General features: G+C 38.9%; 10 protein-coding genes and 11 tRNA genes. 3 read left to right on the top strand and 18 right to left on the bottom strand.

The genetic code is table 11. From position 1 onward, the window contains the following. Positions 1-518: 518 nt before the first annotated feature. From I6F49_RS12715 to I6F49_RS12645, 15 genes are all read right to left on the bottom strand, one after another. A tRNA-Leu gene (locus I6F49_RS12715) sits at positions 519-605 on the bottom strand. Between the two features lie 38 nt (positions 606-643). Next, positions 644-717, bottom strand: a tRNA-Cys gene (locus I6F49_RS12710). A 19-nt stretch (positions 718-736) separates the two neighbouring features. After that, positions 737-812, bottom strand: a tRNA-Gly gene (locus I6F49_RS12705). A 49-nt stretch (positions 813-861) separates the two neighbouring features. After that, positions 862-948, bottom strand: a tRNA-Leu gene (locus I6F49_RS12700). A gap of 38 nt (positions 949-986) precedes the next feature. Beyond that, a tRNA-Cys gene (locus I6F49_RS12695) sits at positions 987-1,060 on the bottom strand. 19 nt (positions 1,061-1,079) lie between these two features. Further along, a tRNA-Gly gene (locus I6F49_RS12690) sits at positions 1,080-1,155 on the bottom strand. Between the two features lie 49 nt (positions 1,156-1,204). After that, a tRNA-Leu gene (locus I6F49_RS12685) sits at positions 1,205-1,291 on the bottom strand. A 39-nt stretch (positions 1,292-1,330) separates the two neighbouring features. Then, positions 1,331-1,406, bottom strand: a tRNA-Gly gene (locus tag I6F49_RS12680). A gap of 64 nt (positions 1,407-1,470) precedes the next feature. Further along, a tRNA-Leu gene (locus tag I6F49_RS12675) sits at positions 1,471-1,557 on the bottom strand. A gap of 37 nt (positions 1,558-1,594) precedes the next feature. Continuing rightward, a tRNA-Cys gene (locus tag I6F49_RS12670) sits at positions 1,595-1,668 on the bottom strand. 31 nt (positions 1,669-1,699) lie between these two features. Next, positions 1,700-1,775 (bottom strand) — tRNA-Gly (locus tag I6F49_RS12665). A gap of 213 nt (positions 1,776-1,988) precedes the next feature. Continuing rightward, on the bottom strand, positions 1,989-2,534 hold the full coding sequence (pgsA, locus tag I6F49_RS12660; protein ID WP_166421890.1) for a CDP-diacylglycerol--glycerol-3-phosphate 3-phosphatidyltransferase: 546 nt from the start codon (positions 2,532-2,534) through the stop codon (positions 1,989-1,991). 42 nt (positions 2,535-2,576) lie between these two features. After that, entirely contained in the window at positions 2,577-4,400 is a 1,824-nt protein-coding gene (gene uvrC / locus I6F49_RS12655) for an excinuclease ABC subunit UvrC (protein ID WP_166421889.1), read from the bottom strand. A 10-nt stretch (positions 4,401-4,410) separates the two neighbouring features. Beyond that, positions 4,411-5,061, bottom strand: a complete 651-nt coding sequence (gene uvrY, locus I6F49_RS12650) for a UvrY/SirA/GacA family response regulator transcription factor (protein ID WP_149594787.1) — start codon at positions 5,059-5,061, stop codon at positions 4,411-4,413. Between the two features lie 108 nt (positions 5,062-5,169). Then, positions 5,170-6,321, bottom strand: coding sequence for a dicarboxylate/amino acid:cation symporter (locus I6F49_RS12645; protein ID WP_166421888.1), 1,152 nt, complete (start codon positions 6,319-6,321; stop codon positions 5,170-5,172). A 362-nt stretch (positions 6,322-6,683) separates the two neighbouring features. On the opposite strand from I6F49_RS12645, the gene cysK reads away from it, so the two are divergent. Both cysK and I6F49_RS12635 read left to right on the top strand, forming a co-directional pair. Then, positions 6,684-7,652 carry a cysteine synthase A gene (gene cysK / locus I6F49_RS12640; protein WP_024599813.1) on the top strand — a complete coding sequence of 323 codons (969 nt, stop codon included), beginning with the start codon at positions 6,684-6,686 and terminating at the stop codon, positions 7,650-7,652. 143 nt (positions 7,653-7,795) lie between these two features. Further along, on the top strand, positions 7,796-8,230 hold the full coding sequence (locus I6F49_RS12635) for a hypothetical protein (protein WP_149594784.1): 435 nt from the start codon (positions 7,796-7,798) through the stop codon (positions 8,228-8,230). 76 nt (positions 8,231-8,306) lie between these two features. Here I6F49_RS12635 and I6F49_RS12630 read toward each other — a convergent pair whose 3' ends face one another. After that, on the bottom strand, positions 8,307-10,583 hold the full coding sequence (locus I6F49_RS12630) for an acyl-CoA dehydrogenase (RefSeq protein ID WP_197180823.1): 2,277 nt from the start codon (positions 10,581-10,583) through the stop codon (positions 8,307-8,309). A 167-nt stretch (positions 10,584-10,750) separates the two neighbouring features. Between I6F49_RS12630 and I6F49_RS12625 the strand changes: the two genes are divergently transcribed. Beyond that, positions 10,751-12,598 carry a M2 family metallopeptidase gene (locus I6F49_RS12625; RefSeq protein WP_197180821.1) on the top strand — a complete coding sequence of 616 codons (1,848 nt, stop codon included), beginning with the start codon at positions 10,751-10,753 and terminating at the stop codon, positions 12,596-12,598. Between the two features lie 89 nt (positions 12,599-12,687). Here the strand turns inward: I6F49_RS12625 and I6F49_RS12620 are convergent, their stop codons facing one another. Beyond that, positions 12,688-13,491 (bottom strand): putative porin, encoded by an 804-nt coding sequence (locus I6F49_RS12620; protein ID WP_197180819.1) that lies wholly within the window; start codon positions 13,489-13,491, stop codon positions 12,688-12,690. A gap of 665 nt (positions 13,492-14,156) precedes the next feature. Beyond that, complete coding sequence (locus tag I6F49_RS12615; RefSeq protein ID WP_197180817.1) at positions 14,157-14,951, bottom strand: putative porin; 795 nt, start codon at positions 14,949-14,951, stop codon at positions 14,157-14,159. Between the last annotated feature and the right edge of the window lie 29 nt (positions 14,952-14,980).

Below are 14,980 nucleotides of genomic sequence, written 5' to 3'. Positions count from 1 at the left end.
AACGAGTGAAACGTTATATTCTTCCAGAAAAAAGAAAACGGCCCAAAAGTAGGACCGTTCGAATTTCAAAAACTCGGTACACCATTAAGTCAAAACATGCTTAACTGAATGGTGTTAGCCTATATGGGTCGCTTTTACACTTTTAATAAGTCTGAAGCCTGTAAGCTCTATAAATATCAACTCTTATATTATACCAATTCCAATAAATAGCTGATCTATTTTACTTGCTAAAACAACCCATTCCTTTGTTGTCAATTTCGTAAAGGGAACAACCATTTACATCAATTTACGCCTAGAACTGAATTGTTTTTTCGGCGTGAAATTCAGATCACATACTTAATGGAATTGGTATAACACGGTGAGTGAGCTATTTAATGCGATAAAATGATCATGCTTTAATAATATTGGATATAAATAATAAAATTAGTATTTGAATAGTTAGATGATAAAAATTTAGAGTTTCAAGATGAATGTGTTTATTAGAGGGTATTTTATAAGCAAAGTGCTTAATATAAAGATGGTGCCCGAGGCCGGACTTGAACCGGCACGACTTGTTAGTCGAGGGATTTTAAATCCCTTGTGTCTACCAATTCCACCACTCGGGCATCGAGTTTGCTAATTAAAGCGTGTGGAGTAAATTATATGGAGGCGGAACCCGGAGTCGAACCGAGGTAAACGGATTTGCAATCCGGTGCATGGCCACTCTGCCATTCCGCCTAAATGTGTCCAAATAATTTGGAGCGGTACACGAGGCTCGAACTCGTGACCTCGACCTTGGCAAGGTCGCGCTCTACCAACTGAGCTAGTACCGCAAAATACTGTTTTATCAACTTTAAATTATCTTGGTAAAATAACTTAAAGTGGTGCCCGAGGCCGGACTTGAACCGGCACGACTTGTTAGTCGAGGGATTTTAAATCCCTTGTGTCTACCAATTCCACCACTCGGGCATCGAGTTTGCTAATTAAAGCGTGTGGAGTAAATTATATGGAGGCGGAACCCGGAGTCGAACCGAGGTAAACGGATTTGCAATCCGGTGCATGGCCACTCTGCCATTCCGCCTAAATGTGTCCAAATAATTTGGAGCGGTACACGAGGCTCGAACTCGTGACCTCGACCTTGGCAAGGTCGCGCTCTACCAACTGAGCTAGTACCGCAAAATACTGTTTTATCAACTTTAAATTATCTTGGTAAAATAACTTAAAGTGGTGCCCGAGGCCGGACTTGAACCGGCACGACTTGTTAGTCGAGGGATTTTAAATCCCTTGTGTCTACCAATTCCACCACTCGGGCATCGAGTTTGCTATTAAAAGCAAGTGGATAAAACTAATATGGAGCGGTACACGAGGCTCGAACTCGTGACCTCGACCTTGGCAAGGTCGCGCTCTACCAACTGAGCTAGTACCGCATCATATTAATTCTAAATTAATCATTTTATAAATTACACTTGGTAATGCAATTAAACCACAAAGTGGTGCCCGAGGCCGGACTTGAACCGGCACGACTTGTTAGTCGAGGGATTTTAAATCCCTTGTGTCTACCAATTCCACCACTCGGGCATCGAGTTTGCTAATTAAAGCGTGTGGAGTGTTGAAATGGAGGCGGAACCCGGAGTCGAACCGAGGTAAACGGATTTGCAATCCGGTGCATGGCCACTCTGCCATTCCGCCCCAGTACGGGGTATTAACCTTGAGATAAACTTGGAGCGGTACACGAGGCTCGAACTCGTGACCTCGACCTTGGCAAGGTCGCGCTCTACCAACTGAGCTAGTACCGCATTTTATTTATCAATTAAATTGAACAAACACATGATGATTTATGTGAACATTCAGGTAACTGATTAATTACCGTTTCGTTTATCTCGGGGGCTATGCCCTCTCAACACGGACGCATTCTACAGAGATTATTAAACGCGTCAATACAAAAAATGCTAGTTTTGAACTGTTTGCTTGTTTTTTATCTAAAACGGTGCGTTATTATACATTTAGAGTTAGTTTTTAGTCAATTCACCCCATGCTGCACGTAAATATTGCATCATAGAACTCAAGGTTAAAAAGGTCGCAATATACAATAGTGCAAAGCTTAAATAGTTCATCCAGGTATCGTATTGCCAAATCAAACCAATAATGGCTAACATTTGTGCAGCCGTCTTTATTTTACCCATGTTTGATACAGCAACATTACCACGCTTACCCTGCTCTGCCATCCATTCACGAAGTGCAGATATAATAATTTCACGACTTATAATAATAAGTGCGGGTATTGTCATATACATTGATTGGTACTGATCAGCTAGTGCAACAAGCGCAGCACATACCATTACTTTATCAGCAACAGGATCTAAAAAAGCACCAAAGGGGGTTGATTGCTCAAGCTTTCTTGCTAAATAACCGTCTAATATATCGGTGATCGATGCAAGCCAAAAAATAAAGGCGGCAGCAAAAAAAGCCCAGCTATAAGGCAAATAAAATATCACCAAAAAAACGGGGATAAGAAAAATTCTAAATGTTGTAAGTGTGTTTGGAATATTCCACATAACTACTTGGATATGTCTTTTTTGCTATATTCGCATGAAGGGCTAGCCCTTGTCATGCAAATGGTTAAATATCTTCTCAGCCATGTCAGGGCTGATCCCAGGAACTTTCTTTAACTGTTCTATATTAGCAGCTTTTACTCCCTGCATGCCCCCTAAATATTTTAATAATGTTTGGCGACGTGTAGAACCTACTCCATTTATTTCTTCTAATAGTGATTGTGTACGCTGTTTTTGGCGTTTGTTACGGTGTCCTGCAATAGCAAAACGATGAGACTCATCGCGTATATGTTGAATCAAATGAAGTGCTGGTGCATCGGAATCCATTGGTATTGTTTTTCGACCACCATCAATTAACAGGGTTTCAAGACCTGGTTTGCGGCTAGTCCCTTTTGCAACACCCACTAATAAAGGCATTTTAGTGTGCGGCCAATTAGAAAAGTACTGCTCAGCGCGCCCTAGTTGCCCTTTACCACCATCAATAAAGATAACATCAGGGATTTTGTCTTCGTCTACTAACTTGTTGTAGCGTTTGTTAAGTGCAAATTCCATGGCAGCATAATCATCACCACCGGTTATGCCCGTTACATTGTAACGCCTGTACTCTTTTGTATTTGGTCCTTGTGAATCAAATACAACACAACTTGCGACGGTGTTCTCCCCCATGGTGTGGCTTATATCAAAACACTCCATTCGGGTTATATCGTCAAGTCGCAGTGTTGCTTTTAACTGTGCATAACGTTTATTAATAGAGTCTTGAGTACTTTGCTTAACGGCAATACTGTTTAAAGCATTTTTATTCGCTAATTGTAAGTATTGAGCACGTTCACCACGAGTAACTACTTTAAATGTTACTTTGCGTTCACTTACTTGTGTAAGTGCCTCACCTAATGCTTCACTCTCTTCTATTTCAAACGGTAGTATAATTTCTTTTGCAATACGCCCTGTTGCTCCTGGCGCTAAATAGTACTGTCCTAAAAATGAAGTCAATATTTCTTGCTCACTCGAATCTTTAGGGACTTTAGGGAAGTACGTTTTACTACCCAGTACTTTATGATCGCGGATCATTAATAAATGAATGCCGTTTAACCCGTTTAAATGCGCAAAACCGACTACATCCATTTCTGCAAAGTTACCCGAAATAGACTGTTGCTCCTGCATTTTACGAAGTAGCATTATTTGGTCGCGAACTTTTGCCGCCAGTTCAAAGTTTAATTGCTGGCTAGCTGCTTCCATTTTTTTTATTAAATCAGCAATAACTTCGTGTGATTTACCCGTTAAAAACTTACGAACATAATCAACTTGCTCACTGTAGTCATCATCCGTTACTTTATTAACGCACGGAGCTGAGCAACGTTTAAGCTGATATTGTAGGCACGGACGACTTCTAGCACGGTAATAAGCATCTTCACATTGGCGAACAGGAAAGATTTTTTGCATTAGGCGCAAGCTTTCAGATACCGCACCAGCACTTGGGAAAGGCCCAAAGTACTCACCTTTAATTTTACGACTTCCACGATGAAACGCTAAACGAGGATGCTTATGATTAGTCAGTAAAATATAAGGATACGACTTATCGTCGCGCAATAATATGTTATAGCGAGGCTGGTATTTTTTTATCAGGTTATTTTCAAGCAGCAGTGCTTCGGTTTCGGTATTGGTAAGCGTGACTTCAATATCACAAATATTATTTACTAATACGCGTGTTTTGCTATCGGTAATATTACTTCTAAAGTAACTACTTACACGTTTTTTTAAGTGCTTGGCTTTACCAACATAAATAACTTGGCTGTCACTATCAAGCATGCGGTATACACCGGGCTCGCTTGATAGCGTTTTAAGAAAATGTACGTGATCAAATTCAGACATAAATTATAAGTTAGTACGAAATATCTATATCAATCATTTTATGACGAATAGCTAAATGGGTAAGCTCAACATCACCACCTACATTTAATTTTTCAAACATACGGTAGCGATAGCTATTTACTGTTTTAGAACTTAGATTTAAACGCTCTGCTATATCTTGTGCTTTTTCACCTTTGGTGATCATAAGCATAATTTGTAGCTCTCGCTCAGATAAACTCTGAAAAGGGTTTTCGTCTGTACGGCCTGTCACTTGCGCAAGTGCTATTTGCTGTGCAATTTCTGGTGCAATATAACGCTGCCCCGCATGAACGCAGCGAATAGCGCGTACCATTTCATCAGAGCCTGCACCTTTAGTTAAAAAGCCGTGTGCACCAATTTGCATTACTTTGCTTGGAAACGGGTCTTCGCAATTAACGGTAAGCACAATAATCTTTACATCTGGGCAGTAACGACAAATCTTTTTAGTCGCCTCTAATCCGCCCATTCCTGGCATGTTCATATCCATAAGTACTATGTTAGGTGAATGCTGACGACAAAATTGTACCGCCTGCTCGCCATCTTTAGCTTCACCTACTACTTTAAACCCTCGTACGTCATCAAGAATACGCTTGATACCTGTTCGTACAAGTTCATGGTCATCAACTAAAAGTACATTAATCAATGGAACATCCTCACTTACCTAACAACATGCAATTTAATTAAATTAATTTGCCACAGTAACATACATAAAGCGAAACAATAACTAATATTATTGCCCCGCTCTAATAGTTTAAGATGACGATTTTTCGCTAAATCGGTCAACCCATAATGCAATGATACCATCACCTGTTACATTACACGCAGTACCAAAGCTATCTTGTGCTAAATAAAGTGCAATCATTAATGCAACCGCGCCTTCGTTAAACCCAAGCATGCTTGTTAATAGCCCAAGTGCCGACATAACCGCGCCACCTGGCGCACCAGGTGCTGCAATCATTACTACACCTAACATCATAATAAACGGCAACATACCTACTAATGAAGGCACTACCATGCTCGGCGATAAAAACATAACAGCCATAGCACAGGTTACAATTGTAATTGTAGAGCCCGATAAATGAATAGTCGCGCAAAGTGGTACAGTAAAGTTAGCTACGTCCTCTTTTACGCCATTCGACTTACTTGATTGTAGCGATACTGGAATTGTTGCAGCGCTAGACATTGTGCCCAAAGCGGTAAAGTACGCTGGTAGCATATTTTTAACTAATTCGATTGGATTACGCTTTAGTAATATACCTGTCGCTATATATAAAACGCTTAGCCATAACCAATGCATAACAAGCGCTGCAATTAAAACTACACCAAATGTTTGCAATGTATCAACCACAGTGCCCGCTACCGTCATTTCGGCAAATACGCCAGCAATGTAAAATGGTAAAGCTGGAATAATTACTTTCGAAAGTAAACCATCAACTACATCACGACCCTGATCAGACACCTTTTTAAGCGTATCAAGCTCTAGCTGGCTCATGCCTATGCCAAATACAAAAGCAGTAACAAGTGCAGTCATAACGCCCATAAGTGGCGGGATTTCTAAATCAATAAAACTACCAATCTCGGTTGCTACTTCAGCTTCAAACGTAATACCACCGCTTAAAAATGGAATTACGGCACTCACTAATAAAAATGCAAGCGTACCGGCAATAATGGTAGAGCTGTAAGCAAAGCCAACTGTTTTACCAAGTAAATGCCCAGACCCTTTTGGAAGGCCAGCAATACCCGATGCAATAAAAAATAAAATAATAAGAGGAATGGTAAAGGAGATAATTTGACCAATTAGCTCTTTTACTGTGAATAAAAGTTCAACACCAGTGATAGGTACGTAGAGTCCGACCAAAATACCGGCCACAATACCGGCAATTAATTTTAAGATTAACTTCATTTTGATTGCTTAATTGAATTTAGATACGTGTTTTTATCATGTTTTAGGCACATTGTGTGATAAAACTATTCAAGTTACATTCATATGCACAAATAACACACAAATGCGGCTCAATTTAACCTCTCTTTTGCATATTTTTTAATTTAGCTGAATTCTTACTCTTTAAATTTTGAATTTAGCCCGCACCTTTAATAACTAAAGCACCGTAAATATTTGATTTTTATTTCACCAGGTTATAAGCCCAATAGATATATGTTATAGCCAAACTTTACTTTAGTTTTTTTAAACTCACAGTAAAGTGTATGTATAGTTAGTAGCAAAGGCTATTAGCACGTTGATCAGATTGTATCCAAAGGAACATTATGTCTACTATTTTTGAAGATAACTCACTAACTATTGGTAATACACCGCTAGTAAAACTTAACCGTGTTACGGGTGGGAATGTATACGCTAAAGTTGAATCTCGTAATCCAAGCTTTAGTATCAAATGCCGTATTGGTGCATCAATGATTTGGGAAGCTGAAAAATCAGGTCAGCTTGTCGAAGGTAAAGAACTTATTGAACCAACATCGGGTAACACTGGTATTGCACTTGCATTTGTTGCAGCTGCACGTGGTTACAAGTTAACGCTTACTATGCCTAACACTATGAGCCTAGAACGTCGCAAGCTATTAAAAGCACTAGGTGCAAACCTAGTACTTACCGACGGTGCTAAAGGTATGAATGGTGCAATTGAAAAAGCAAAAGAAATTCAAGCAACCGCACCTGATAAGTATATTTTATTACAACAATTTGAAAATCCTGCAAACCCTAAAATTCACTTTGAAACAACAGGCCCAGAAATTTACGATGCGCTTGACGGCAAAGTAGACTTTTTTGTGGCGGGTGTTGGCACTGGTGGTACTATTACAGGTGTTAGTCGTTACCTTAAAACAGAAAAAGGTTTAAACGTTAAGTCTATCGCTGTAGAGCCAACTAATTCTCCAGTTATTAGCCAAACGCTTGCTGGTGAAGAAATCAAACCAGGTCCTCATAAAATCCAAGGTATTGGTGCAGGCTTCATTCCTGGTAATCTAGATATGGACTTAATTGATGCAGCTGAGCTTGTATCTAACGAAGATGCAATTGCAATGGCGCATCAGTTAATGAAAAAAGAAGGGATTTTAGTTGGTATTTCATCAGGTGCAGCGGTTGTTGCCGCTAAGCGAATTGCTGAAAAGCCTGAAAATGCTGATAAAAACATTGTTGTTATCCTACCTAGTGCCACTGAGCGTTATTTATCAAGCCCAATGTTTGATGAAGAGTTTAGTGAGCAAGAACTAGTGCAATAATTAATTTTATTACGTTTTAAAAGGATGCTTTAGGCATCCTTTTTTTATTATTTATTCTTCAATTATCTATTTATTACCCACCATACCTTTACATCTTCATTGATAAACCACACACTTTAAAAAATTAATTAATAATAATTAACATGAAAAAAATTACGAGTTTACTAAGTTTTGTCATTTTACTGTTTTTAGCAGGCTGTGGAGATGACCTAAAAACACTTGGCGATAACCCAGGAGATACAGCCACCGCTTACTTTGATGCACTTTATAACCAGCAAGACCTTCAAAAAGCCAGTACTATGGCAACACCAAATCTTACCCGCATAATGAAGTCATACGGGACGGCCAAACAATTTTCGCGCAATTTAGTAAATATGCAGTACGATGAAGTAACCATTGAAGTTGATATGACTAATATGAGCGTTCGTGAGCAATACGGTGATAAGACTAAAATAAACCTTATTTTTACCGGTTATTTAAATGGCGATAAAATTGATGATTTTCGTAGTGTTAAAATGCTTCGTAAAAAAGGCAAATGGTACATAGATAAAATAATTGCAGACCCTTACGCTCGATAAGTTAAATAAATTTAACGTAAAAAGGCCTTACATTTGTAAGGCCTTTTTAATGTTAGCAGTGGCTAACATTAACTAACTAAAGCTCACCCGGCTGAAAGTTATCAACTGCAATGGCTTTCTTACGTAGCTTGTTAGCATGATGCATTGCATCAGCATCCGTTTGCTCTAACAACTTATTTTCAAGCGCATAATTTATCGCGCCTTCAATATCGAGCGTTGCAGGCACTTTGCCTTTGCGCTGCCATTGTTTTAAATCTTTAAACTGCGCTTGCATGTCGTGCATTGCTAAAAATGCATTTTCCATTACGCCAGTGCCTGCATTTTCATCTACATAACATAAGTGTGTTAAGCGGTTTCTAAATACACCAGGTTGAGTCATGCGCTCACAAATGCTTTGTGCTATTTCATCACTTGGTCTGTGGTAATGGTTTCCAAGCGGGAACACGATACGTTTAAGGGTAAAGTTAACAACAGGATTTGAAAAGTTTTTAAAGAAGCCATTAAATGCTTGGCCAATTTCAAATAATGAGTTTTCTATGGCGTACTTAACAAATGGTAAATCTGCTTGTTGGCGCCCTTCGTCCTCATAACGTTTTAAAACGGTTGATGCTAAATATAAATGACTGAGTACATCACCCAAACGTGCCGATATCATTTCTTTACGTTTAAGTTCACCGCCTAGCATTAACATTGCAACGTCTGTACAAATAGCTAACCCTCGGCTCATTCTGCTCAGTTGTTTATAATAAACAGCGGTTTCACCACCTACAGGGGCTTTTGCAAAGCAACTGCGTGTTAAACCATGCACAAATGCCATACCTGCATTACTTGCAGCAAATAGTATGTGGTTCATTAATAAGCCATCAAACTGTTCAAGTGCTGCGTCGTCATCTTCCATTGCAGCGGCTTCCATTTCTTTTAAAACAAATGGATGACAGCGTGTTGCACCTTGGCCAAATATCATTAAATTACGCGTTAAAATATTTGCGCCTTCAACCGTAATTGATACCGGAATACCCATATAGCCATGCGCTAAATAGTTATTAGGCCCTACTTGAATTCCTTTACCTGAATGAATGTCCATAGCATCGTTCATTACTGTACGACCCATTTCTGTCATATGGTATTTAGCAATCGCTGTTACAACCGACGGGCTTAATTTTAAATCAATTGCACCTGCGGTCATTAATCGACACGATTCAAGTGTGTAAGTTAAACCACCAATACGCGCAAGTGCCTCTTGCACACCTTCAAATTGTCCAATTGATACACCAAACTGCTGGCGTACCATGGCGTATGCCGATGTCATTTTAGACGCTAAATGCCCAGTTGCTGCACTCAATGCTGGTAGTGAAATACCACGCCCAGCACTTAAACACTCAACAAGCATTCTCCAACCACGGCCTGCGCACTCTTGCCCTCCAATAATCCAATCCAGTGGAATAAATACATCTTTACCGTAAGTGGTACCATTCATAAAGGCCATATTAAGCGGATAATGACGCTCACCCGTTTCAACCCCCGGATGATCGGTTGGTATAAGCGCACACGTTATACCCAACTCTTTTTTATCACCTAATAAAGCATCAGGGTCGTACATCTTAAATGCTAAACCTAATACAGTAGCCACAGGTGCAAGCGTAATGTAGCGCTTTGACCAATTTAAGCGCAGGCCCATCACCTGCTCGCCATTGTGATCCCCCATACACACCACGCCTGAATCTGGAATGCTGCCAGCATCAGAGCCCGCCTCTGGGCCCGTTAATGCAAAACAAGGAACATCTGTACCATTTGCTAAACTTGGCAGCCAACGATCTTGCTGCTCTTTAGTACCATAATGAAGAAGTAACTCGCCCGGGCCTAAGCTATTAGGCACCATTACAGTGACTGCGGCAGTTAAGCTTTTAGTCGAAATTTTTGACACTATTGTTGAATTAGCTATTGCGGAGAACTCTCGCCCGCCAAATTTTTCTGGAATGATCAGCGCAAAAAAACCTTCCGTTTTTAGGTAATCCCACACTTCTTTTGGTAAGTCTTTGTCTTTTTGTACAATTTGATAATCATCAAGCATAGCCAGCAAGGTTTCTACTTGGTTAGCCATAAATGCGTTTTCTTTATCGCTAAGCTCTGGTTTAGGAAAACGGTGCAGTTTTTGCCAGTCTGGGTTACCACTAAATAACTCACCATCCCACCAAACATCACCTGCTTCCATTGCCTCGCGCTCTGTTTGCGATAATGGCGGAAGCACCTTTTTAAACATTTTAAACGTAGGACGACTAATCAAGTTTAGGCGAATATCTTTAACCGCAAAAATAACCACCACCACGACCAGTAATATTATAAATATTAACATACGCACATTCCTTACACATTGAATGAAAATAGTAACTTAATTATGACCCATCTTAATTTAAATACAATCATTGCACGACGAGTCGGGAGCCTTAACGCATTCATTTTATTGTTTTAAACATCACTGCTATTATCAACGTTTTAATAACAATAAATTAAAGGAATAGTATGACCTCCTTTCGATTAAAACTAAGTATGAGCGCCTTAATGGTAGCAAGTACCCTTGCTTTAACAGCCTGCGATGCGCAAGTAACTATAGATACTACCGATTCAGCACACACTAAAAAAGATGTAACAACTAAAGGTGCAAAAACATTTATAACAAACACAGAAAAAGAACTAAGAGCACTTTATTTAGAATCGAGCCGTGCAGAATGGATTTACGCAAACTTTATTACTCATGATACGTCGGCTCTATCGGCTGAAGTTAACCGTAAAATGACCGAAACAGTCGTGCGTTTAGCAAATGAAGCTGCAAAATACGACGAACTAGAGCTTGATTACGATGCTCGCCGTAAGCTTGATAAACTAAAACTCGCACTTACACTTCCTGCCCCACAAGACGCTGATAAAACAGCGCAACTTTCAAAAATTGTCGCAGAGCTTGGCGGGCTATACGGTAAAGGTAAATACTGTAAAGAAGACGGCAGCTGTTTAAGCCTTGGCGACATGACCTCAAAAATGGCCACCAGCCGAGATTACAACGAGCTACTTGATTTATGGCAAGGTTGGCGTCAAATATCAAAACCAATGCGCCCACTTTACGAGCAACAAGTAGCACTTACTAACGAAGGTGCAAAAGAGCTTGGTTATGCCGACACGGGTGCTATGTGGCGCAGTAAATATGATATGCCTGCAGACGATTTTACCACCGAGCTTGACCGTATTTGGGGCCAAGTTAAACCCTTATACAATTCTCTACACTGCCATGTTCGCGCAAAGTTAGGTGAAAAGTACGGCAACGACAAAGTACCGCAAGATCAACCTATTCCTGCGCACTTACTAGGAAATATGTGGGCGCAAGCATGGGGTAACATTTACGACGTAGTTGCACCAGAAAACGCCGATCCGGGTTACGATGTTACCGAATTATTAGCTCAAAATAATTACGACGAACTTAAAATGGTAAAAGGGGCTGAAAACTTTTTTACCTCTATGGGTTTTGACGCACTACCTGAAACATTTTACGAACGTTCACTGTTTGTAAAACCAAAAGACAGAGATGTGCAGTGTCATGCATCAGCATGGAACATTGATAGTAAAGACGATTTACGCATTAAAATGTGTATTCAACGTACCGGCGAAGAGTTTTCAGTTATTCACCACGAGCTAGGTCATAACTTTTATCAACGTGCATACAACAAGCAGCCTTTATTTTATCAAGAAAGTGCGAACGATGGTTTTCATGAAGCCATTGGCGACACTATTGCACTTTCGGTTACGCCAGGTTACTTAAAAGAAATCGGCTTACTTGAACAAGTACCTGACGAATCTAAAGACATTGGTCTATTAATGAAAATGGCACTTGATAAAGTCGCTTTTGTACCATTTAGCTTAATGGTTGATCAGTGGCGCTGGCAGGTATTTTCAGGTGAAGTAGCACCAGAAAATTACAATAAAGCATGGTGGGAACTACGTGAAAAATACCAAGGTGTTCAAGCGCCTATCGCGCGTAGCGAAAGTGACTTTGATCCGGGTGCTAAGTACCATGTTCCGGGTAACACGCCTTATACACGTTACTTTTTAGCACATATTTTACAGTTTGAGTTTCATCGCAGCTTATGTGAAATTGCCGGTAACGATAAAGCCATTCATCGCTGCTCTATTTATAACTCAAAAGAAGCAGGGGATAAGCTAAACGCTATGCTTGAAATGGGTTCGTCTCGCCCATGGCAAGAATCGCTTGAAACCGTAACAGGTAAGCCGCAAATGGATGCAACAGCCATGCTCGATTACTTTGCACCATTACAAACATATTTAGATAAGCAAAACGAAGGCCGCAACTGCGGCTGGTAATAAAGTAATGGACTTGTATAAAATAACAAAGCCCGCCAACTAAGCGGGCTTTTTAATATTACTTTTGTATTAACTAGGTACGGGCCTAATTAAAACTGGTAACGCATGTTAGCAAAGTAAGCATCGTTATCAGAATCATCAGCATTGTTACCGTAACCTACTTTTAAACCAAGATTTTGGTTAAAGAAGTGTTGTGCACCAAAAGTGTAAGCATCTTCTTTATTGTAAGAAGCAAATACTGATGTAGCTTTACTGAAATAGTAATTTGTTTCTAGATTCCACTGGTCATCAGCTTCTGAAATACTATTGAATGTACCTTCAACAGTTAAGAAGTTACCTTCTTGTAAGTCAACAAAGTATTTAGCGGCTACTGAACGGCTATCAAAATCTTCGTCAGATGAAACAGTTACACCAACGTAATCAGTACCGTTAAGCATGTAATTATATGCTAATGAGAATAATGCATAATTTTCGTCGTCATCATTTTCAACAAATTTTACTTTTGCAAGTAAATCTGGGTTGAAAAAGTAACCTGCTGTAAACGCGTAAGATTCATTATTAGAACCAAAGTCACTGTTTTCGTAAGATGCGCCAACAACGAAGCTATCTACGAAATATTCGCCGCCAATTGATGTTACATCACTCGCATCATTGTCTTGGTAAGAACCATATACATTAGTCTGCTTATTGATGTATTCAAACTGATCGTATGGACCTAATGTTTTCTTTGGAGAAAAATAATATTTAGAATCAATTTTAAATTGATCATCATTAGTACTGTCAGTGTATTGATAACCTAAATTGCTAATTGATTTGTAGCTATCTGCTGCCATTGCAGTGGTTGCAGCGCTTGATAATAAAATGCTCGAAATGATAACGGCTAATTTTTTCATTTTAAATTCCCTATAAATATTACTTTTTATGCTTGGGCTGTCTAGCCAAAGTCGGGGCGCATCCTAACGCCAAAAAAATGAATAATAACTGAATCAAAGGTCGGATTAAAATCAATAGAATTGTAATAATTTATACGAAAATGTAAATGCAAAGTATCCATCAAATCTACAGTACAATATCATGTCATCATTTAAACTTAAAAAGCAACAAAGAAGGTACAAACTACCGCTAAATTGAACACAACTTAACTATTCTATAAACCTCATCAATATAATTTCCTCTCACTATATTTTTATAATTTTTCTAAAAAATTACTCTATTTAATTCATTGTTTCTGAATTTATAATAAAAAGCAGGTTTGTTTCAGTGCATATTTTTATCTGTTTTTTTCCAATAACCACTTTCTACTAGCAAAAAACAACTCCAATACTTACTATTTTATAGCTATTATCATCGACTGTACTTAATGACTTTAATAACAATTTAGCCATTCATGGCGCCTCTATTTATAACTTAAAGGAGTTATTTAGATAAGCATAATAAAGGCCGTAATTATGGCTGGTAAAAGTTTATAGTAAAAAGCTCAAACATTTAAAAACAACAAAGCCCGCTAAATTTAGCGGGCTTTTTAATATTACTTTTGTATTAACTAAGTACGGCCTAATTAAAACTGAAAACGCATGTTAGCAAAGTAAGCATCGTTATCAGAATCATCAGCGTTGTTTTCGTAACCCACTTTTACACCAATATTTTTATTAATGAAGTGTTGAGCACCAAAGCTGTAAGTGTCTTGTTTGTTATAGTTAGCAAATACAGATGTTGCCTTTGAGAAGTAGTAGTTAGTTTCTGCTACCCATTGGTTTTCTGCATCATCAATACTTTCGTACTTACCTTCAAAAGTTAGGTAGTTACCTTGCTGTAAATCAATGAAGTATTTAGCTGCAACTGCGCGGTAATCAAAGTCATCGTCTGATGTAAGTGTAACACCTACGTAATCAGTGCTGTTAAGCATGTGGTTGTAAGCTAAATCAAATAATGCGTAATCATCGCCGTCTTTGTTTTCAACTAGTGTTACTTTTGCAAGTAAATTTGGGTTGAAAAAGTAACCACCTGTTAATTTATAAAGTTCACTGTTAGAACCTGAATCTGGGTCTAGGTTTTCGTAAGATGCGCCAACAACAAATTCATTAATGAAGTATTCACCACCAACTGATGTTAAATCGCCAAAGTCGTCATCAGCGTAGCCACCATATACGTTAGTTTGTTTATTGATGTATTCAAACTGATCGTACGGACCTAAGGTTTTTTTAGGTGATAAGTAGTAAATAGAATCTACAGCAACAGTGTCGTTGTTATCGCTATTTTTGTAGCTAAGGTTGCTAATTGAGTTATAGCTGTCAGCAGCAGCCGCAGTGCTAGATAATAAAATGCTCGAAATAATAACTGCTAATTTTTTCATTGTTAGACTTCCCTATGTACATTGCTTTT

The sequence above is a fragment of the Pseudoalteromonas sp. SWN166 genome, assembly GCF_015864485.1.
In the GTDB taxonomy this organism is placed as follows: Bacteria; Pseudomonadota; Gammaproteobacteria; order Enterobacterales; family Alteromonadaceae; genus Pseudoalteromonas.
The sequence above is the reverse complement of the archived record's forward strand: the minus strand, read 5'-3'. Positions and strand labels throughout refer to the sequence as shown.

What these genes read in the sequence shown, in the direction of transcription:
- I6F49_RS12615 (WP_197180817.1), bottom strand. Translation starts at nt 14,951, where the DNA reads ATGAAAAAATTAGCAGTTATTATTTCGAGCATTTTATTATCTAGCACT.
- uvrC (WP_166421889.1), bottom strand. Translation starts at nt 4,400, where the DNA reads ATGTCTGAATTTGATCACGTACATTTTCTTAAAACGCTATCAAGCGAG.
- pgsA (WP_166421890.1), bottom strand. Translation starts at nt 2,534, where the DNA reads ATGTGGAATATTCCAAACACACTTACAACATTTAGAATTTTTCTTATC.
- I6F49_RS12635 (WP_149594784.1), top strand. Translation starts at nt 7,796, where the DNA reads ATGAAAAAAATTACGAGTTTACTAAGTTTTGTCATTTTACTGTTTTTA.
- I6F49_RS12630 (WP_197180823.1), bottom strand. Translation starts at nt 10,583, where the DNA reads ATGTTAATATTTATAATATTACTGGTCGTGGTGGTGGTTATTTTTGCG.
- I6F49_RS12645 (WP_166421888.1), bottom strand. Translation starts at nt 6,321, where the DNA reads ATGAAGTTAATCTTAAAATTAATTGCCGGTATTGTGGCCGGTATTTTG.
- I6F49_RS12625 (WP_197180821.1), top strand. Translation starts at nt 10,751, where the DNA reads ATGACCTCCTTTCGATTAAAACTAAGTATGAGCGCCTTAATGGTAGCA.
- cysK (WP_024599813.1), top strand. Translation starts at nt 6,684, where the DNA reads ATGTCTACTATTTTTGAAGATAACTCACTAACTATTGGTAATACACCG.
- I6F49_RS12620 (WP_197180819.1), bottom strand. Translation starts at nt 13,491, where the DNA reads ATGAAAAAATTAGCCGTTATCATTTCGAGCATTTTATTATCAAGCGCT.